Genomic DNA, 18,995 nt, shown 5'->3' with positions numbered 1-18,995 from the left:
CAATGCCCACTCAACAATGGGTTGCTCGGTGTCGTCGTGGCTTAAGATTGTGGCCGGCGTCATAACAACTAGATCGTAATGCCGGGCTGCAGGACGATATTTTCCCTCAAACTGCGGTCCTCCCGACGAGCTGAAAGCTACCATTTGGGAATCGCAACAATGTGAGGATCGCGAGGCGTTTCTCCGAGCGAAATTTCCCATCGATCTCTTCGACAGTCGCGCCGGCACCCTGGGTGATAGTTATCTGGTCGTCACCGCCTTGACGCAGAGTGCAATAGAAATCGAGCGGCAAGTCCTCAGGAACGGTGATGATGCATCCCTGCGGAAAGTTGAGCATCTGCGCCCGGTCGATTGGCCGGACGGTGTAGGCAGGGACATCGTATGTCACCATTCGCAGTGGTTCGCCCATAACCGGGGAGAGCTGCCGGACGACAATCGTTGTGACGGCCTCGCGCTTCGCAGGCATCACCCAGATTTTCGCTTGGGTTTGCTCGTGAAAGCGAAAGACCTTTTCGAGGGGATTGTAGTCCTGCGAGACGATGAAAGCTTCGGTGTCCAAAGCGGGCTCCGCAAGAGAGCTAATATGGATCTTCAGAGCTTTGCCTTGCTGATTTTGAATAAACACATTCTGGTGATCTTCAGCGATCAGTGTCCAAATGTCGGCTGGGCAATCGATAGCTACAGTTTCGGTGAGGTTTGCGGCCTCATAAAGCGGTGCAGCGCTCACTTCGTGGTCCTTTCTTCGCGTTGCTTAATGGAGTTGTGGCAAGGTGCGCAAAGCGGTTGCCAATTGGCCCGATGCCAAAACAGATTCTTGTCGCCACGGTGCGGGATGATGTGGTCCACGACCGAAGCGAGGCGCGTAACGCGGTGTTTGCTGCACTCACGGCAATGCGGGTGCATGGCAAGGTAATCGAGGCGGGCTTTGCGCCATTCGTGGTCATAGCCACGGGCACGGGCTGAAGGTCGGCGAGCATCGTGACGACGGTTGCGCTCGCGCGTTACCGAACGGCTACATTCGCAGATTTCACTTTGTGGCACGACGCGGCCACACGAGCAGATGCGGGGCGGCTTGCTCATTGTTTGCCTCGCTTGGCGTTAGCCTTCAGCTTGGCGAGGCCGTTGCGGGCACCCTCTTCGGTGATTTGTTCACGCGGATCAAAGGTCGACTGCTCTTTTTCGGCGCTGCCGTGGATGGCCTTGAGCATGTCGAAGTGCGCGGCATAAGCCCGATCGATCTCGGTCGGCGTTGCACTCCAAGCTGCTTCAGGCGTCCAACCAAGCCAGCCGGTCGCATAGCCGTAAAGGGCAGCATAGGCTTCGGCCCATGTGACCGATTTCCCCGACGATGCTTTCGCCTTTGGATCGGGCGCCGGTGTGAGCATCGTAACAAGCGCGGTGAGCGGCTGGCGCACGGCAATGAGGAACGGGAATAGCGGCCTTCCCACGATTGGCAGAAGGAAGGCCGCTGCATCCTCGCGCCGGGAACAAGCGGTAAGGATGATTTCGGAAATAATTGTGAGGTTGAGATCGTCCAGCGCTTGAATGAGCGCCGGGAAGCCATAGCGGGCTTCAAGGGTAACAGCCGCCCGCAATGATGGGCGAAGCGTCAAGGTATTGCCACCATGCGCAATCGTCACCTGTTCGTATGCGGGCCTCTGATAGGTCATGGGTTAAGCCGCGACCGGCGCGATGTTCGGATGGCCGAGCACTGTGATGATGCCGAGTGCGATGGACGTGCCACCTGCCTTCGTGACCACAACGCGGACATAGCGCTTGCGCTTCGAACCGATATAACCAAGGCGGTAAACGCTGTTCGCGATGAGGGTGGCCGGGACGGTGCCAAGCTGATCAGCTGGGACCACGTCGGCGAAGTCGGCTTCCGTCGCCGTGTCGCTTTCTTGAAGCTTCAGGCCGAAGTCACCGGAACCGGAAACTGCGCCGGTATTGACGACGAATAGTGCGCTGTCGAAACCAGCGAGATCAATGGCAGAACCGACAACCGCTGTTGAGACAACGGCAGGCGCCAGCGCCTGAACGGCCTTATTATCGTGATAGGTGTCTTTCATGGCCGGTTCTCCCTAGTTGGCGCTGATCTTCAGGAACTTGACGGCGTTGAAATCGCCTGCGCCACCACCGAGGCGCTTGTAGCAATCAAAGGTGATCCAACCCTTCCGGGTCGTGCTATCCTGCTCGACGCGGATGCCCTGGCGGTCAACGATCACGTAACCCTGCTTAAAGTCGCCAAAGGCGATAGGGGAATTGCCGGCGCCAATGTCCGACATTCCTTCGTCAATCTCGACGCGGAAGCCGAACAGCGGATGCTCGATACCTTCAATTAGATTGCCGGTCGGCGCCCAAAGGTAGCGTCCGTTAGCGTCCTTGATCTGGCGAAGGCGAAGAGCCGTGCTACTATTCATGAGGAATGCGGCGTTGCCCTTGTAGGGGCGTCGCAACGAAGCAACGAGCTTAATAAGCGCGTCGGAAATCTGCGTATCGTTCGGCGTGGTCACACCAACCGCAACATACTGATAGTTTCCCCACTTGCGGGCAAAGTCCTTTTCAGGGGCCGTTGGATAGGTCAGCAAGCCCTTGGGCGAGTTGTCGCTACCGTCTCCGGACAGGAAGTCTTCACCTTCGCTTTCAGCGAAGTCCTGAATAGCGTTGTTAATGAGCCAACTGGACAGGTCGATTGCTGCATCTTCAAGAATGGTGCGCGTGGTGGTCGGTGCGGCGTAGTATTCGCAGACGCCATAGGAATGCTTGATGAGTTCCGGCGTAGCTGTGTCCTGCGGGCGGTCGGAACGCTCCGAAACCTTCCGTGCGCCACGCTTGCCGAGCGAATAGAAACGCTCATAGGTGCTGCCGGCAATGCTGACGACTTCGGCAAGGCCGCGCATCGGCGAAAGATCGGTGAGCAGGTTGCGAATGGTGAGGTCTGTGGTCGGCAGGACGAAATAGCCGCCGTCCAGATTGTTGTCGGACGCGATAGCCTTCACTTCGGCAACCGAGCCGGTGCGCATAAGAGATTCCAGCGCCTTCTTCTCGGTGTTGTCGTTGTTACCATTCGGATGATTATTGTTCGACGCGCTCGGGCGGTTCAGCTTCGCCTTGATCGTCGCGATATCGGCCTTCAGAGCCTTCATTTCTTCGGCACTCACAACCGGATCGGACTTCGCTTCCGGTTCATTCTTCAGTTCGTTTTCCATATTAATTCCTTGGGTGATGGACTTGATTTCCGTGGTGCGGGCGTCCGGGTGGACCGGGCGACGGCAAAGGCTAATTTCGGTGATGGTGAGATCAGTCAGGACACGCCCACCTTCCGGGCGGGCCTTGTGTTCGTGAAGCTCGTAGCCAATGGACAATCCGGACATGCTACCGGCGACGACGTGACGGCGTGCCTCACGGGCGGGGCCAATGCCTTCCACAAACAAGCGGCCCTTTACCTCAAGGCCCTTGTCGGTGACGGTATGTTGATTCCAGATACCGACAACCTGCCGCTGTTCGTGTTCAACGATCATCGGCACTTCAGGAGCGAACTTGAACGCAGTCGGTTCGATTAAGTCGCCATAGCTGTCGGGCTTGCCAAACGGCCATGCGATGCCCGTCACGGTGCCAGTGTCGTCAATCGAGACTTCTGCTTTGATTTCGAGGCGATCGGTCATTCGACCACCTGTCCGTTTTCGCCCTGGTCATCTTTGTTGCCGAAGAACAGCGCGGTAATGACGCCATCGGCGACGGCGAAGATTTCGGCGAGCGGACGCCCGACACCGTAGACGGTTACAAGCTGGTCAGCTTCGACCGGCGAAACACCCCCGCCGATGAGGCCAAGCCGGATAGTCTGAAGAACATCGGACAGGGAATAGTCAGAAGCGCGGAAGCGCCGGAACAAGGCGCCTATGCCGACGTCGGTCTTACGCTCAAGCTCTTCGATGAGTTCGCGGGTTGGGAAGGCGAAGGATTTTTCGCCATCTCCGAAAAAGGCGCGGTGTTCGATCATGCGGCATCCTTGGCCGGTGCCGTGGTCGGCAGGGCGTTACTGGTAGTGTGAGGATTGGTGAGATCGTCGCCACCGGGAAGTGGTGGCATGTTGAGGATCGCCCGAACCTCGTTCGGCGTCATGATGCGGTTTGTCACGAGAGCGGTCATATTCGCGGTGCGGGCGGCTGCATCGGCCCGCAACAGGTCATCCACGACAAACTCAAAATAATGGTCGTCCTGTTCGTCGTCGCTGAGAAGGACGGTCGTCAGGGCGTCGGTCCAGCGGTCCAGCCAAGGCCGAAGGCAAAGCTGAAGAAAGCTTGCGCCCATCGTTTCAGCATTGCCCCACGTCGCGCGGGCGAGATTGAAAATCAGATGCGGCGGGACACCGAAGATGCGGGCGATTTCATCAAGCTGAAAAACACGGTTCTCAAGGAACTGCGCATCGGTCGAGGTCATCGCCGGCTGCTCAAGGTTCCAGCCGGGCGGCAAGATCAACGGGGCATTGGGGTCGTCTTTCCAACGCCGGTAGTCGTTGCGGACGTTCTTGAGCTTATTCGCTCCGTTGTCGTTGTCCGGCAGGTTGTCCGCCTTAAGCACGGCTGTGGGGCGAGCGCCGGAGCCAAAGAACTGAGCGCCGTGGCGCTCAAGGATCGATGAAAGGCCAATGCCTTCCTTACCGAAAGAAATCGGCGAGACGCCAAGAAAGGAAGGAACGTGCAGGATTTCGGTGTGGGAATAGTCGCGGGTTCCGCCGTCCTCTGACACGCGATAGACCGGCGCGCCAGTAAGTGGTGCCTCAAGGATCGTAGTTTTACCCGGCTTCAGGCGATGCAGCTCGAATGGACGGCCATCTTCGAAGCGCACTACGCGAGCGTAGCCATTGCCATGAATAAGGGCGTCCGCCGTTAGGACCGTGCGAAGCTCGCCCGCACCGGTCCATTCATTCGCCCGCTTATGGACGATGCGATAGGTGGAATGATCCTTGGCCGGAAGCTTACCGGTCGATGTCTCTCGATAGACCTTGCAAGGAAGAGAACCGATGGTTTCGGTGATTAATCGGACGGCCTGAAGAACAGCGGGAACATAAAGCGCCGACTGCCCACCGATATTGACGCCTGAATATGTCGGACGGAAACCGATCAGGTCTGCAAACTCAGAACTATTGAGCGAATACGCCTTCTGTTCTTGGCGGAAGCCAAGAGCCTTCGAAATAGCAGAGGCGATTTTCATTCTTTGTTCCCAAATTCAATCTGGGAACTATTGTCTCATGCTCGGAATCCTATGTGAATCCCTTAAATGACAAAAATCCTAGAATAGGCTTTTATTCCTTTACGGGGGCGCTTTCGTCCTCGTCATTCGGCAGAGGGTCGACCGAATTTGCAACTTCGAGGCAAGATGACAGGAATTCGTCGGCAGTAAGCCAAACATCCCATTCGCGCTTGCCTAGCCTCCCCATCAACTCAACGATCCAGTTCATACCCCATGCAAAGTCTTCGTCCCGATCATTTGAATCATTGTCATATGTCGGTCGAAAGTCTTCTGCGTGGATTATCTTATTGCAGGCTTCTCTAAACGTTAGATCGACACGCTCGGATCTGTCGCTCCATCCGAGAGACCCTAGTTCGCCGTCCCCAGTGTGCTCCGCGACAATTGCGTCGTATTTATCCTTTTCCTCTCCCGACAACATATCTTCAAAAGTTCGCATTCGAACCGCGATCGTCAAAAAGCAGTGCGATAGTCGAGCTTCGGCGGTGCGCCAAAAATATTGGTGGAGCGTGCCCCCTACCTCATCGCCGGGTAGGCCTGCCATCGCGTGGCTTGCTGAAATTATCGAATAGGCGTCAAAGCAAAGGTCGCGCACTTCATCAAAGTCGATAGCGTGAGGTTTGTAGTATTGATGCCAGTAGGGGTTTTTCAAGCTTACCTCCCATCAATGATGCTGCGAACTTTGTCCATTTGTGCTGCGATTTCGAGAAGACGCAAATCGCTACCACCGTAGTCATCGGCGGATGAGCCGGACGAACGACCGGTGATGTAAAGAGCCGCTTTTTCACTTACGCCCGCAAAGAGCGCATCCTCAAACAGATGCCGGAATCCGTGATTTGGCGGTGGCATATCCTCCCTATCCGGGAAGACCTTCTCTTTGATCCACTCGCGAATGCGCTGGTCTTCGTTCTTACCACCCGGAAAAAGCTTGCCGTCCGGCTGGGCATTTACCCAATCAACGAAGCCTTCTTTGACAAGAGCACGGTGAACGGGAACCTTGCGGCCTGTATGCGTCTTTGTCGTGCGTTCGCCATCGGCACGAATATTGATGAACCAATGTTCCTCAAGTTCAAATATGTCGGTTTTCTCAAGAACAGTGATTTCATTCACCCGCGCGCCGGTATGGGCGATAATCCAAGGTATCCAGCGGTTGCTTGCGCGGGTGGCTGTCCGGGCAGAGGTTAGTAGGTGCCGAGCGTCTTTGAGTGTATAAGTGCGGTCTGCGCTGTCACCTTTAATGACAGTCGGCATTTCGAGGAAGTCGAATGGTGTTCCTTTGGGTGTCGCAGGATAAAGCTTGCCCCTGCATTGATCCTGGCCCCACCCGAGAATTGCCCGGATCGTTGCGAGCTTGTCGCTGATGGTCTTACGGGAAAGCCTAGCTTCCTCGAGCATGGCATTGCGCCATGCCTCGCCTTCCTCGAGCGTGACAGTTGCAACTTTCTTGCTGCGGCGATGGTGCTCGAAATCGTGGACAGTGTTCCGATACTTGTCGAGCGTTGAAGCGGATTTCTTTCGCCCGCCTAAGCCCAAAGCCGTAAGCCGCTCTTTCTCCTGAATGACCTGCTCAAATGTCAAGCTATTGAAGTCAGAAGCGGAAACGTCAGCTGCGACTTCGTCAATCTCAACAGCCTTTGCGAGCATTGGGCTTTCAGGCTTGCCAGTGAAATCCCCTTCGTCACGTTCGGCCACACGGGCGAGCGCTTCCAATTCCGACATGCATAGTGCTCTCGCCAATGTGCGCCATTCGCCACTCTCGGCGACTACGGTCGTGTTGCCGAGACGGCGATATCGTTCAATCCTGTCGCCAACAAGCCTCTCAAGGGCGGCATCATTGAGTTTTCCGGCAATGCCGTCGCGCAGCAATGCAACATGCAAATCATCGATTCCAACGCTCGCCCATCTTGGCCCGGAATTTCGTAACTCATCATCAAAGGCTAGGCGTTCGTTGTAATTGCGGAGCGCGATCTGATCGACCGGGAGCGGGTAGCGCCCTGGCTTGATCGCCTCGCCCTTCGATACCTGGGCCTTGCGTTCGGCGATTGCGATTTGCTGCTGAAGCGCCGCAACTTCCGTGGCAAGGCGAGCGTGCGCCGTGCGCTTGTCAGGTCCAAGCGGAGTGCGAAGTTCAGTCTTGTTATCGAGAAAGGAGCGTAGGTCTTTGGGAATGACGATACGGGCGAAATATCGACCGTCGCGATTGAGAAGATATTTTGTTTTGCCTGCCATGTCGGTCTCTTTTGTTACGGTTTTTGTAACAGAAGAACGACCGGAAGCCCATAAAAACCAGTATCTTCAGCGTTTTCAGGCAAAAGAAATGGTCGGAGTGGAGAGATTCGAACTCCCGACCCTCTGGTCCCAAACCAGATGCGCTACCAGACTGCGCTACACTCCGAGCCTTTGATGGCAGCGGGAATACACGCTTCCCCCTGCCCTAGCAACCCCATAAATCTGCCTTTCTAGGCAGTTTTCACAGGCTTACTTCACCTTTTTCGTTGTCGTGGCGCTGACGATGCGATCGCCGGGGCGAATATCGAGCTTGCGGGCTGTGCCGGCATTCACCTCGACCACATAGCGAACGGCACCCATCGAATCGATGATGTCGCGGGAATAGGGCGTGGCGTCTTCCTTGATATGGGTGATAACGCCGCGATCGTCGGCAAAGAGCATATCGAGCGGCAGGACGGTGTTTTCCATCCACATGGTGACACGCCGCGATATGCCGAAATCGAAGATCATGCCGGCGTCTTCGGCCATCGCCTTGCGAAACATCAGGCCGTAGGCGCGCTGATCGCCGGTGGCCGCGATCTCCACTGTGAAGTGCAGCATCTTGCCGGCAGCCGTCTGGATGATCAGCGGCTCTTTTTCGAATCGCATGTCCTGCTGCGCAAATGCCGGCAGGGCGACCATGAAAAAAAGCGCCATGAAGGCGCTTCTTATCATTTCGACCGGGAACAGGCCGCGCATCAGTGAGACCGGCCCACCGGGCTCGGAACATCCGGATGGATCTCGGCGGCCATCAGGCCCTTCTCGCCGTCGCCGAAGCGCACCAGCACCACCTGTCCGGGGCGCAATTCGGTAAGGCCGAAACGGCGGAGCGTCTCCATGTGCACGAAGATATCTTCCGTGCCCTCGCCGCGCGTCAAGAAGCCGAAGCCCTTGGTGCGGTTGAACCACTTTACGAGGGCGCGCTCGAGGCCGCTGGTTGCCGTGACCTGAACATGGGTGCGAACCGGCGGCATCTGCGACGGATGAACCGCAGTCGACTGGTCCATGGAGAGAATCTTGAAGGCCTGGTAGCCACGCTCGCGGCGCTGGACGAGAGCGACGATGCGGGTGCCTTCGAGAATGGTCTGGTAGCCATCGCGGCGAAGGCACGTTACGTGCAGCAAGACGTCCTGCATGCCGTTGTCAGGAACGATGAAGCCAAAGCCCTTGGCCACGTCGAACCATTTCACCACGCCGGTGATTTCAACGAGATCGACCGGTTCCGCCGACAATTCTTCAAGGTCGGTAAAGCCATTCGATGAAATCCTGTCAGCCATGTCGCCAGCCCCTCAATACGCGTCACACTGTTACGGTTAACTGATTCTTGAAATCAAGATTAACATCTTGGTAACGGATAAGCGCAAGTCCTAGTTTTCGGTTATTCCCAACTGTACATTTTATAGCGATGACTTGCCCGAAACTGGTGTCTGTTACCCAGACGGGCTAGCCCAAAAAGAGAGAGGAAACAAAATGCGTTATCTCCACACCATGGTTCGCGTCAAAGATCTCGACGCCTCCCTCCATTTTTACTCCACCCTGTTCGGTCTCGAGGAAATCCGCCGCCATGATAACGAAAAGGGCCGCTTTACGCTCGTTTTCCTGGCTGCTAGGGACGATATCGACCGTGCCCGTAGCGAAAAGACTCCCTGCCTCGAACTCACCTACAACTGGGACACGGAAGATTATACTGGAGGACGCAATTTCGGTCACCTCGCCTATGAGGTGGATGATATCTACGCGCTCTGCCAGAAGTTGATGGACAACGGCATAATCATCAACCGCCCGCCGCGCGACGGCAACATGGCCTTCGTGCGTTCGCCCGACGGCATCTCTATCGAGATCCTGCAGAAGGGCGAAAAACTGGCTCCGGCCGAACCCTGGCTGTCCATGGGCAATACCGGCACCTGGTAAGCCAAGCTGCGGGCAAGCTTCGCAGGGCACTCTCCGGCTCTATCGTAACGGAAGCGCGCATTCTTGCGCCTTCCGCATTCACCGGAGATTTCTCGGTTGACCAGAAATAACAAGCGGATTGCCCCTCCGAGCCGGCAGGCTGTCGGTGCTTTGCTGATCGCCAGTTCCGTCCTGGCGCTTTCCGGCTGCGTTTCCGACAAGAAGGCACTTGATTCGGCCGCCGTCGCCGCGCCGGCTGCAGCAGCGGGACAGCCTGTGCCGCGACTGGCGGCGGCAATGCCGGCAGCATCGACGTCCACGGCACCAAAGCAGCTCTATCGCGATCCGATGCTGACGAATGTTTCCGGCGTCGATCCGCAGGTTGCGGTGCAGGATCCGAATGCGGCACCGTCCGCTCCACCCGTCGATCCGGCCATTCAGCCGCAGCAGCCTGCCAATATCGGCGGTCTCGTCATGCAGTCGACGCGAATCAATGCGCAGGCGATGAGCATCTTTTCCGATCATCAGCCGCTGCCACAGAACAACTCGACCTCCACGGTCATCCAGCCGCAGGGCGTGAACGCTTACGCACCTGAGAATGCCGGCCCAAGATCGAGCGTGTTCAGCGCGCCGCCAGAGCCACAGCAAGGCGAGATGCTGCCGCAGCAATCGTCGCAGAATACCAGCACCAGGATTGCGCCCGTACAGACCGCCTCGCTTGCCGGCGGCAGCATTCCGGGATCGACGACGAATGCGCTCTACAGTGCGCCGAAACAGAACCTGCTCAGCAGCCTTTCCGGGCTTCTGCAGAAGGCATCGCTGCCTGGCATGACGCGCGTCGCGCCGAATGGCCTGCATGTGCAGAACGACAGCGTACAGGTCGGCTGCTTCAAACCCGATCTCATGCGGGTCATCAAGACGGTCGAGACCCATTTCGGCAAGCCAGTCGTCGTAACATCGGGCTACCGCGATCCGCAGCATAACCGTGAAGTCGGCGGTGCCGAGGAATCGATGCATAAGAGCTGCGAAGCGGCCGATATCCAGATCGACGGCATCAGCAAATGGGATATCGCCGCATATATTCGCTCGCTGCCGAACCGTGGTGGCGTCGGCACCTATTGCCATACGGATTCGGTCCATCTGGACACCGGCAACGCCCGCGACTGGAACTGGGGCTGCGGCCGCAAGAGCGCGCCGATTGCTTCGGCAAGGGCCATCTGACCTTCACCCCTCAGCAGCCTGACGTTAGGGAGGCGGCCGGCAGCTGGTTTCCGGTGGCCGCTGCAGCCCTTTGATTCGGTTGCAATAATCTCCAATTTACCCAGTCGGAAATTGCCTGTCATTTTTTTGAAAAATTTCGAATTTGCGGCTTGCGGGATCGGAAGTGCCTGACTATAAGGGCGCCACCACAGCACGCGCCCTTCGTCTATCGGTTAGGACGACAGATTTTCATTCTGTAAAGAGGGGTTCGACTCCCCTAGGGCGTGCCACCTTTTCTTTCCATCCGGTGCCATATCTACCGCTTGCGGAACGCTCTACGCCTTCCTATTTGAGCTGAAAGCCTGCGCCCTTCGTCTATCGGTTAGGACGACAGATTCTCATTCTGTAAAGAGGGGTTCGATTCCCCTAGGGCGTACCAACGTCAGCAGATGACGGCACCGTGTAAGGGCAATAAGGCGGCTCTCTTCAGCTTTTCCACAAGCTCGGAAAAAAACTGCATAATCCTATAAAAATTTCTCGTTTTGCCGCTTGCGGCGCACAAAGGTGCTGACTATAAGGGCGCCACCACAGAGCACGCGCCCTTCGTCTATCGGTTAGGACGACAGATTTTCATTCTGTAAAGAGGGGTTCGACTCCCCTAGGGCGTGCCACTCTCCTCCATTGTTTCCTTTTATTTTTATAGAGTTACCTCGGTACGCTCGCTCAGTCGCGATGTGCGAATTGACGGTGGCGTGCCGCTTGTTATGCCCGTCACTCGTCCTCGCGGAAAAGCAACCTTTTTTCCGGCCGCAGCCGACCTGCTCTCCTCCTGACCTCTTGCCCTTCAGCCGGTCACTTGGCCGGCGCGCCGTCGCTGATCCGCAGCTGGATTCTGCGCGAGCCCTGATAGTGTTCGGCACCGAGCGAGCCAGCGACATGCACGTTGGCGCCGCGAGAGTTAAGAAGCAGATTGCCGAGCGGGGTCTCGGCAGCCCTGAAGGCGATGCCGTCGAGGCGTGCGCCATCCATGGCTTCCAGCGTCACCTTCACATGCCGCTCGCCGACGAGACGCGAATCACGCACACGATGCGCCGGCACGGCAAAGACCGGTTGGGAATGTCCCGAGCCATAGGGGCCGGCTGTTTCCAGGCGATCGATGAGCTCGATCGTCGCGCCGCTTGCAGCGATGGCGCCATCGATCTTCAGCGTCTCGTTGGCGACAAGGGCCGCCACCGTCTTCTGCGCCTTCTCGGTGAAGAAGGCACGCAGCAGACCGAGCTTGCCGCGCTCCACGGTCAAACCGGCCGCCATGGCGTGGCCGCCGCCTTTCACGAGTAATCCTTCATCGACCGCGGCACGCACCATCCTGCCCATGTCGAAGCCATTGATCGAGCGGCCTGAGCCAGTGCCCCTGCCTGAGGGATCGAAGGCAATGGCGAAGGCGGGACGCTTGAACTTCTCCTTCAGGCGCGCGGCAATGAGGCCGACAATGCCCGGGTGCCATTTCTCATGCGCCGTAACGATGACGGAAGCCCCCTCGCCGTCTCCATATTCGGCAAGCGCTTCGGCCTCGGCCTCCTGCAGCATGATCGCTTCCATGGCCTGCCGCTCGCGGTTGAGCTCGTCCAGACGTTGAGCGATGATTTCGGCCTCTACGGCATCGTCCAGCGTCAGCAAACGACTGCCAAGTGCGGCATCGCCGATTCGTCCGCCGGCATTGATGCGCGGGCCGATTAGGAAGCCAAAATGGTAGGGCGTCACCGGTCCGGCCAGCCCCGCCTTGCGGAAAAGTGCTGCAAGACCGGCATTGCTCTGGTGGCGCGCGGCGACCAGCCCCTTGACCACATAGGCGCGGTTGAGCCCCTTGAGAGGCACGACATCGCAGACGGTGGCGAGTGCCACGATATCAAGCCACTGCAGGAGATCGATCGCGAGAATGCGCTTATCTCCTGCCTCGCGCAGCAGGCGCAGCGTTGCTACAAGCACCATGAAGACGACGCCGGCCGCACAAAGATGCCCGAGCCCGGAAAGATCGTCTTCGCGGTTTGGATTGACGAGGGAATGGCACGGCGGCAGCTCGTGTGTCACCTGATGGTGATCGATGACAACGACATCGATGTTACGGCTCGCGGCAGCCGCCAACGCCTCATGACTGGTGGAGCCGCAATCGACCGTGACGATCAGGCTCGCACCGTTGTCGATCAACTGGTTGATCGCGGTCGGGTTGGGACCGTAGCCTTCGAAGATGCGGTCGGGAATGTAGATATGCGCCTTGACGCCGAAATGGGTGAGGAAGCGATACATGAGCGCGGAAGAGGCCGCACCGTCGACATCGTAATCGCCGAAGATCGCAACGGGCTCACTATTACGGATCGCCGCGGCAAGGCGTTTGGCGGCCTTCTCGCAGTCGGTCAGCTTGTAGGGATCAGGCATGAGGCTGCGGATCGTCGGATCGAGGAATTCGACCGCCTCATCCACCGCAACGCCGCGCCCGGCAAGCACGCGGGCGATCAGGTCAGGCAGGCCATGCATCTGCGACATGGCGAGCGCGCGGTTTTGCCCCGCCTGGTCGAGACGTGAAACCCAGCGATTGTCGAGAACGGACCTTTCGACGCCCAGGAAGGCGCGCGGCACCGGATCGACCATATCTGCCATGCCAAACTCCGCTTTCATCATCTGCCTCTTTTTACAGATGCGGAACGGATAGCAAAGCGGTGATTTGAAGGCTGTGGATTACCAGAAAAGTGTCCAGATAACCAAGCCGATACCCAGAGCCTGGACGAACACGATCGAAAGCAGGATCAGGAGCGTAGCCCAATTTCGCCCTTGCCGCCCCTCGCATTCGAGGGCCACTCCAAGGGTCGCCTGATCATATCTCTGTAAATCCGCCCGAGGACTCTCAAGCTCCGTGGGAGCATGATCATCCGTATGCTGCTCGATATTCCTCAACCCACGACTCCAACATCTCGCGGATTGATTATATCTATATCTCAATATCTGTTAATATAAATTTTGGCGAAGTGCTTTGATTAATAACAGAAAACCCGTCCGAGTGACCTCGGACGGGTTGAACCGTTCCAAACTGGAACAAAGCGTCAGGATTCTTCCTTCGGACGTTCGATGCGGATCACCTGCGGCTCTCCTACGAGGTAGCCCTCCTCCTTGATCGCCGCGACTGCCTTGCGCACGGAATCCTCCATCGTCGCATGAGTGACGAGGACGATCGTCTGATGATGCGAGGGCGCCAGATGCTGCTTGGAGCGTTGGACGATCGATTCCAGCGAAATCTGGTTCTCGGCCATGCGGGTGGCGACGCTGGCGAAGACGCCGGTGCGGTCGAGAACGGTCAGGCGAATGAAATAACCGCCTTCGTGGCTCTGGATCTGCGCCTTGCGGTAAGGCTCCAGTGACTTTGCCGGATGACCGAGAACGGGAACGCGCTGGGCGCCCGGCTGGCTTTTGGCGATGTCGGCGATATCGCCAAGCACAGAAGATGCTGTGGCGTTGCCACCGGCACCGGGGCCGACCATCAGCAATTCGCCGAGGATATCGGATTCGATTGCGACCGCGTTGGTAACGCCATCGACCTGGGCGATGACGGAATCAACCGGCACCATGGTCGGATGCACGCGCTGCTCGATGCCGGTATCCGTGCGCTGGGCAACTCCGAGCAGCTTGATACGGTAGCCAAGATCGGCGGCAGCGCGGATATCCTCGATCGAGATATTGGTGATGCCTTCAAGATAGATATCATCAGCGGCAATCCTGTTGCCGAAGGCAAGCGTCGTAAGGATCGACAGCTTGTGAGCAGTGTCATTGCCTTCGATGTCGAAAGCCGGATCGGCCTCGGCATAGCCGAGACGCTGAGCCTCCTTCAGGCAAGCGGCAAAGGACAGACCTTCCTTCTCCATCTTCGTGAGGATGTAGTTGCAGGTGCCGTTCATGATGCCATAGACGCGCGAGATCGTATTTCCCGTCAGCGACTCACGCAGCGCCTTGATAACCGGAATGCCGCCGGCGACCGCAGCTTCGAAGTTCAGGAGCGAGCCCTTTTCTTCGGCAATCGTCGCAAGCTCGACGCCACGATAGGCAAGCAGCGCCTTGTTGGCTGTCACCACATGGAGACCTCGAGCGAGGGCGGCACGAACGGCTGTGTTTGCCGCGCCTTCTGCGCCACCGATCAGTTCGACGAAAACATCGATGTCGGCCCTTTCGGCCAGCTCTTCCGGGCGCTCATACCAGGTGATGCCGGTCAGATCGATGCCGCGGTCCTTCGTTTGGTCACGGGCCGAAACTGCCGTAATCGTGATCGGGCGACCGCAGGTGACTGCAAGTTCGTTGCTTTTCTGCTTGATGATGCGAACAAGCGCGGCACCAACGGTACCCAAGCCCGCAATGCCGATTTTGAGGGCATCTGCCATGGATCGATCCTGAAATGTCTCTGATGAAAGACAGCCGCAGTTTCGCGGCTGTCTTCAAGGTTGGAATTAACGGTGGGCGTTGAGCGAGATGACGTTGTGCATCGTCTCGTCGGCCGTCGACATGAACTTCTTGATGTTGCGCGCAGCCTGGCGGATGCGGTGTTCGTTCTCTACGAGCGCCAAACGGACGTAGTCGTCGCCCTGTTCGCCAAAGCCGATGCCCGGGGCAACGGCGACGTCGGCCTTCTCGACCAGCAGCTTGGAGAATTCCAGCGAGCCGAGATGACGGAACTTTTCCGGGATCTTTGCCCAGGCGAACATGGTGGCCGCCGGCGGCGGCACTTCAAAGCCGGCCTTGCCGAAGCTTTCGACCATGACGTCGCGGCGACGCTTGTAGACGTTGCGGACTTCCGCAATGTCGGAGCCGTCGCCGTTCAGGGCATGGCTGGCCGCAACCTGGATCGGCGTAAAGGCGCCGTAATCGAGATAGGACTTCACACGCGTCAGAGCCGCGATCAGCCGCTCATTACCGACGGCAAAGCCCATGCGCCAGCCAGGCATGGAGAAGGTCTTGGACATGGAGGTGAATTCGACCGTCACGTCCATTGCGCCCGGAACCTGCAGAACCGACGGTGGCGGCTCGCCATCGAAATAGATTTCCGAGTAAGCGAGGTCCGACAGTACGATGATGTCGTGCTTCTTCGCGAAGGCAATGACGTCCTTGTAGAAGTCGAGGCTGGCAACGAAGGCCGTCGGGTTCGACGGATAGTTCAGGACCAGCGCCAGCGGCTTCGGGATCGAGTGACGCACGGCGCGTTCCAGCGGCGGGAAGAAGCTTTCATCCGGCTCGACCGACATCGAGCGGATCACGCCGCCGGCCATCAGGAAGCCGAAAGCATGGATCGGATAGGTCGGGTTCGGGCAAAGGATGACATCACCCGGCGCCGTGATCGCCTGCGCCATGTTGGCGAAGCCTTCCTTCGAGCCGAGGGTGGCGACCACCTGCGTGTCAGGGTTCAGCTTCACGCCGAATCGGCGCGCGTAATAAGCAGCCTGGGCGCGGCGCAGACCGGGAATGCCCTTGGAGGACGAATAACGGTGTGTGCGCGGGTCCTGGACGACTTCGCAGAGCTTATCGACGATTGCCTGAGGGGTCGGAAGATCAGGATTTCCCATGCCGAGATCGATGATATCGGCTCCGCCCGCTCGCGCGCTCGCTTTCAAACGGTTGACCTGTTCGAAAACGTAGGGCGGCAAACGCCGGACTTTGTGAAACTCTTCCATCTCTTTCCCCATGGAAATGCGGCCAACTGACCGCTGTCGAAGCTCGTTCCGTCTCCCGGCATCTGCGATACGAGCTTCAGACTCGCAGCGCCGTATTCCTCTTCAACTCAAACTGCGCGGCAAATCTTTGACGGAGAGGCCGCGCATGAAGCGCATTATCGGGAAAATTGCATCTTCCGATCCATCCGGAAGGCTTTGCGTCCAAATCGCCTTAAAGGCAAGGCTTATTTGGTGATTTCGGAGAGCGTCGAGGCCCCGTGGTCGGCGGCAAGCGCGCGCATCTCGGCGACGCGACGCTGATACTCCGCCTCCGAAATCGCGCCTGAATTGCGCTTGCCTGTCAGCGCTGTCAGCTGGTGCTGCAGCTCGGCTGCCTGCTCGTCGCTCATTTGCACGTTGGCGGCGGTCAGTGGCGCACCGAATGAGGGATAACCATCACTGCTTTTGGTCAGGCCGCCTTCGACAGGCTCTCCCTTGGACGCCGGCATCACGACTGCGGTCGGCGCTGCCATACGCTGGGCGAAGGCCTTCTTCTCCTCGGCGGTCTTGTTGCATCCGACAAGCGCGAAGGCAATCGCCGCGGCCGCCGCGCAGATTGCTGCGGTGCGGGTGAAGGTCGCGAAATGCCCAATGCCTGTCGTCGTCATGCCTGATGATCCAATCCTGCCTGCTTCGACTGTTAAATTCGTCGCAGCGACAAAGCAATAGCACGAGAGCGAGTGTGCGGAACTTGTTTTCTTCATCGTCGCAGATGTACAACGAACGGATAGTGGATGCTGCCGCCGGAGGAAGTGCGTGACCGACAGCAAGCGGGAGAATGGTGCCAAGCGGGATTTCGACGCCAAGAATCTCGATCCCTATCTCCTGAAGGATCCCGAGGCCATGGCGATGAACTTTGCCCGTGCGCTCGAAAACCTCGGCAAGGCAGCCTCAGCGTGGCTAGCCCCGCGTGAGCGTGGCGAAATCTCCGACACGGTCGTCGAACCCGTCACCGATATGGTGAAGACGCTCTCCAAGGTTACGGAATACTGGATTTCCGATCCGCGCCGCACCTTCGAAGCCCAGACGCAGCTCATGACCTCGTTCTTCGGCATCTGGATGCGGTCGATGCAGCGCATGCAGGGCGAGACGGTCGAACAGGAGATCGAGCGCAAGGACAAGCGCTTCGCAGACGAGGACTGGCAGAAGAACCCCTTCTTCGAATTTTTGAAGCAGGTCTATTTCGTGACCGCCGACTGGGCTGAAAAGCTCGTGGCCGAGACCGAAGGGTTGGATGAGCATACGAAGCACAAGGCCGGCTTCTATGTGAAGCAGATCACGGCGGCACTATCGCCCACCAATTTCGTCGTCACCAACCCGCAGGTCTATCGGGAAACGATCGCGACCAGCGGCGAGAACCTCGTGCGCGGCATGAAGATGCTGACCGAGGATATCATCGCCGGCCGCGGCGAACTACGCCTGCGCCAGACCGATATGACCAAATTCGCCGTCGGCCGCGATATGGCGCTGACGCCGGGCAAGGTGATCGCCCAGAATGAAATCTGCCAGATCATCCAGTACGAGCCTTCGACGGAAACCGTATTGAAGCGGCCCCTGCTGATCTGCCCGCCATGGATCAACAAGTTCTACATTCTCGATCTCAACCCGCAGAAATCATTCATCAAATGGTGCGTGGACCAGGGGCATACGGTCTTCGTCATCTCCTGGGTCAATCCGGATAGCCGCCATGCGCTGAAGGACTGGACGGCTTACGCAAGGGAAGGCATCGACTTCGCGCTGGAGACGGTGGAGAAGGCGACCGGCGAGAAAGAGGTCAACGCCATCGGCTATTGCGTCGGCGGCACACTGCTTGCCGCAACCCTTGCCTTGCATGCCAAGGAGAAGAACAAGCGCATCAAGACTGCGACGCTCTTTACCACGCAGGTCGATTTCACCCATGCCGGCGACCTCAAGGTCTTCGTCGACGAGGAGCAGCTTCAGGCATTGGAAGCGCATATGCAGGAACTCGGCTATCTCGACGGTTCGCGCATGTCGACGGCGTTCAATATGCTGAGAGCAAGCGAGCTCATCTGGCCCTATTTCGTCAGCAACTACCTCAAGGGCCAGGAGCCACTCCCCTTCGACCTGTTGTTCTGGAATGCCGATTCGACCCGCATGGCGGCGGCCAACCATGCCTTCTACCTGCGCAACTGCTACCTGAGGAATGCGCTGACAAAGGGTGAGATGGTCCTCGACGGCAAAACCGTCTCGCTGAAAGACGTCAAGATTCCGATCTACAATCTCGCGACGCGCGAGGATCATATCGCGCCGGCGAAGTCCGTCTTCCTTGGCAGCCGGTTCTTCGGCGGCAAAGTGCAGTTCGTCGTGACCGGCTCCGGCCATATTGCCGGCGTCGTCAACCCGCCCGACAAGCACAAATACCAGTTCTGGACCGGTGGCCCGGCCAAGGGTGACTATGACGCCTGGCTGACCAAGGCAAAGGAAACGGCGGGCTCCTGGTGGCCGCACTGGCATGAGTGGATCGAGGCGCAAGACGGCGAGCGCGTTGCGGCCCGCAAGCCGGGCGGCGCGGCACTCAACGCCATCGAGGAAGCACCCGGCAGCTATGTGATGGCGCGAAGCTGACGTCGGAAAATCTTCCGCCATCGAATCGCCCTCACCGGGCGGTGACTGCAAACTTTT

18 protein-coding genes and 4 tRNA genes are annotated in these 18,995 nt (G+C 58.1%); 6 read left to right on the top strand and 16 right to left on the bottom strand.

Going from position 1 to position 18,995, the window contains the following annotated elements:
* Positions 1-106 precede the first annotated feature (106 nt).
* From KQ933_RS06490 to KQ933_RS06435, 12 genes are all read right to left on the bottom strand, one after another.
* On the bottom strand, positions 107-727 hold the full coding sequence (locus tag KQ933_RS06490) for a hypothetical protein (RefSeq protein WP_216757888.1): 621 nt from the start codon (positions 725-727) through the stop codon (positions 107-109).
* The gene (locus KQ933_RS33800; protein ID WP_367882519.1) at positions 724-903 is read right to left on the bottom strand and encodes an HNH endonuclease; all 180 of its coding nucleotides are present in this window, start codon (positions 901-903) and stop codon (positions 724-726) included. Before KQ933_RS33800 ends, KQ933_RS06490 begins: the two co-directional genes overlap by 4 nt.
* 173 nt (positions 904-1,076) lie before the next feature.
* Entirely contained in the window at positions 1,077-1,670 is a 594-nt protein-coding gene (locus KQ933_RS06480; RefSeq protein WP_216757886.1) for a hypothetical protein, read from the bottom strand.
* 3 nt (positions 1,671-1,673) lie between these two features.
* On the bottom strand, positions 1,674-2,069 hold the full coding sequence (locus tag KQ933_RS06475) for a hypothetical protein (protein ID WP_216757885.1): 396 nt from the start codon (positions 2,067-2,069) through the stop codon (positions 1,674-1,676).
* Between the two features lie 12 nt (positions 2,070-2,081).
* Positions 2,082-3,665, bottom strand: a complete 1,584-nt coding sequence (locus tag KQ933_RS06470; RefSeq protein WP_216757884.1) for a phage major capsid protein — start codon at positions 3,663-3,665, stop codon at positions 2,082-2,084.
* The gene (locus tag KQ933_RS06465) at positions 3,662-4,000 is read right to left on the bottom strand and encodes a gene transfer agent family protein (protein ID WP_216757883.1); all 339 of its coding nucleotides are present in this window, start codon (positions 3,998-4,000) and stop codon (positions 3,662-3,664) included. Before KQ933_RS06465 ends, KQ933_RS06470 begins: the two co-directional genes overlap by 4 nt.
* Positions 3,997-5,214: a phage portal protein gene (locus tag KQ933_RS06460; protein ID WP_216757882.1), complete on the bottom strand. Its 1,218-nt coding sequence runs from the start codon at positions 5,212-5,214 to the stop codon at positions 3,997-3,999. Before KQ933_RS06460 ends, KQ933_RS06465 begins: the two co-directional genes overlap by 4 nt.
* Positions 5,215-5,305: 91 nt before the next feature.
* On the bottom strand, positions 5,306-5,902 hold the full coding sequence (locus KQ933_RS06455) for a hypothetical protein (RefSeq protein ID WP_216757881.1): 597 nt from the start codon (positions 5,900-5,902) through the stop codon (positions 5,306-5,308).
* Positions 5,903-5,904: 2 nt separating this feature from the next.
* Complete coding sequence (locus KQ933_RS06450) at positions 5,905-7,479, bottom strand: DUF6538 domain-containing protein (protein WP_216757880.1); 1,575 nt, start codon at positions 7,477-7,479, stop codon at positions 5,905-5,907.
* Positions 7,480-7,568: 89 nt separating this feature from the next.
* Positions 7,569-7,645, bottom strand: a tRNA-Pro gene (locus KQ933_RS06445).
* Between the two features lie 83 nt (positions 7,646-7,728).
* Positions 7,729-8,217, bottom strand: a complete 489-nt coding sequence (locus KQ933_RS06440) for a DUF192 domain-containing protein (protein ID WP_216757879.1) — start codon at positions 8,215-8,217, stop codon at positions 7,729-7,731.
* The gene (locus tag KQ933_RS06435) at positions 8,217-8,795 is read right to left on the bottom strand and encodes a cold-shock protein (protein WP_183729593.1); all 579 of its coding nucleotides are present in this window, start codon (positions 8,793-8,795) and stop codon (positions 8,217-8,219) included. The genes KQ933_RS06440 and KQ933_RS06435 overlap by 1 nt, the downstream gene beginning before the upstream one ends.
* 193 nt (positions 8,796-8,988) lie before the next feature.
* On the opposite strand from KQ933_RS06435, the gene gloA reads away from it, so the two are divergent.
* From gloA to KQ933_RS06410, 5 genes are all read left to right on the top strand, one after another.
* Positions 8,989-9,429 (top strand): lactoylglutathione lyase, encoded by a 441-nt coding sequence (gloA, locus tag KQ933_RS06430; RefSeq protein ID WP_216757878.1) that lies wholly within the window; start codon positions 8,989-8,991, stop codon positions 9,427-9,429.
* Positions 9,430-9,525: 96 nt separating this feature from the next.
* Positions 9,526-10,629, top strand: coding sequence for a D-Ala-D-Ala carboxypeptidase family metallohydrolase (locus KQ933_RS06425; RefSeq protein WP_216757877.1), 1,104 nt, complete (start codon positions 9,526-9,528; stop codon positions 10,627-10,629).
* A 194-nt stretch (positions 10,630-10,823) separates the two neighbouring features.
* Positions 10,824-10,898, top strand: a tRNA-Glu gene (locus tag KQ933_RS06420).
* Positions 10,899-10,972: 74 nt separating this feature from the next.
* Positions 10,973-11,047, top strand: a tRNA-Glu gene (locus KQ933_RS06415).
* A 157-nt stretch (positions 11,048-11,204) separates the two neighbouring features.
* A tRNA-Glu gene (locus tag KQ933_RS06410) sits at positions 11,205-11,279 on the top strand.
* A gap of 181 nt (positions 11,280-11,460) precedes the next feature.
* Here KQ933_RS06410 and recJ read toward each other — a convergent pair.
* The 4 genes from recJ to KQ933_RS06390 all read right to left on the bottom strand — a co-directional run bounded on the left by recJ (position 11,461) and on the right by KQ933_RS06390 (position 16,960).
* A complete protein-coding gene (gene recJ, locus KQ933_RS06405; protein WP_216757876.1) occupies positions 11,461-13,263 on the bottom strand; it encodes a single-stranded-DNA-specific exonuclease RecJ in 1,803 nt (600 codons plus the stop codon).
* A 440-nt stretch (positions 13,264-13,703) separates the two neighbouring features.
* On the bottom strand, positions 13,704-15,029 hold the full coding sequence (locus KQ933_RS06400; protein WP_216757875.1) for a homoserine dehydrogenase: 1,326 nt from the start codon (positions 15,027-15,029) through the stop codon (positions 13,704-13,706).
* Between the two features lie 66 nt (positions 15,030-15,095).
* Positions 15,096-16,313, bottom strand: a complete 1,218-nt coding sequence (locus KQ933_RS06395) for an LL-diaminopimelate aminotransferase (protein WP_216757874.1) — start codon at positions 16,311-16,313, stop codon at positions 15,096-15,098.
* A 224-nt stretch (positions 16,314-16,537) separates the two neighbouring features.
* Positions 16,538-16,960 (bottom strand): hypothetical protein, encoded by a 423-nt coding sequence (locus KQ933_RS06390; RefSeq protein ID WP_216757873.1) that lies wholly within the window; start codon positions 16,958-16,960, stop codon positions 16,538-16,540.
* Positions 16,961-17,108: 148 nt separating this feature from the next.
* Here KQ933_RS06390 and phaC point away from each other — a divergent pair, with 148 nt between their 5' ends.
* A complete protein-coding gene (gene phaC, locus KQ933_RS06385; RefSeq protein ID WP_216757872.1) occupies positions 17,109-18,938 on the top strand; it encodes a class I poly(R)-hydroxyalkanoic acid synthase in 1,830 nt (609 codons plus the stop codon).
* Positions 18,939-18,995 lie beyond the last annotated feature (57 nt).

The organism is Rhizobium sp. WYJ-E13, assembly GCF_018987265.1.
Classification (GTDB): Bacteria; Pseudomonadota; Alphaproteobacteria; order Rhizobiales; family Rhizobiaceae; genus Rhizobium.
Note: the sequence above shows the minus strand (reverse complement) of the source record. Positions and strands in the feature narration are given on the sequence as shown.

Coding starts and splice junctions, on each gene's coding strand:
- KQ933_RS33800 (WP_367882519.1), bottom strand. CDS start 903: ATGCACCCGCATTGCCGTGAGTGCAGCAAACACCGCGTTACGCGCCTC.
- KQ933_RS06440 (WP_216757879.1), bottom strand. CDS start 8,217: ATGCGCGGCCTGTTCCCGGTCGAAATGATAAGAAGCGCCTTCATGGCG.
- KQ933_RS06460 (WP_216757882.1), bottom strand. CDS start 5,214: ATGAAAATCGCCTCTGCTATTTCGAAGGCTCTTGGCTTCCGCCAAGAA.
- KQ933_RS06475 (WP_216757885.1), bottom strand. CDS start 2,069: ATGAAAGACACCTATCACGATAATAAGGCCGTTCAGGCGCTGGCGCCT.
- KQ933_RS06450 (WP_216757880.1), bottom strand. CDS start 7,479: ATGGCAGGCAAAACAAAATATCTTCTCAATCGCGACGGTCGATATTTC.
- KQ933_RS06465 (WP_216757883.1), bottom strand. CDS start 4,000: ATGATCGAACACCGCGCCTTTTTCGGAGATGGCGAAAAATCCTTCGCC.
- KQ933_RS06470 (WP_216757884.1), bottom strand. CDS start 3,665: ATGACCGATCGCCTCGAAATCAAAGCAGAAGTCTCGATTGACGACACT.
- KQ933_RS06480 (WP_216757886.1), bottom strand. CDS start 1,670: ATGACCTATCAGAGGCCCGCATACGAACAGGTGACGATTGCGCATGGT.
- KQ933_RS06435 (WP_183729593.1), bottom strand. CDS start 8,795: ATGGCTGACAGGATTTCATCGAATGGCTTTACCGACCTTGAAGAATTG.
- gloA (WP_216757878.1), top strand. CDS start 8,989: ATGCGTTATCTCCACACCATGGTTCGCGTCAAAGATCTCGACGCCTCC.
- recJ (WP_216757876.1), bottom strand. CDS start 13,263: ATGGCAGATATGGTCGATCCGGTGCCGCGCGCCTTCCTGGGCGTCGAA.
- KQ933_RS06390 (WP_216757873.1), bottom strand. CDS start 16,960: ATGACGACGACAGGCATTGGGCATTTCGCGACCTTCACCCGCACCGCA.
- KQ933_RS06400 (WP_216757875.1), bottom strand. CDS start 15,029: ATGGCAGATGCCCTCAAAATCGGCATTGCGGGCTTGGGTACCGTTGGT.
- KQ933_RS06395 (WP_216757874.1), bottom strand. CDS start 16,313: ATGGAAGAGTTTCACAAAGTCCGGCGTTTGCCGCCCTACGTTTTCGAA.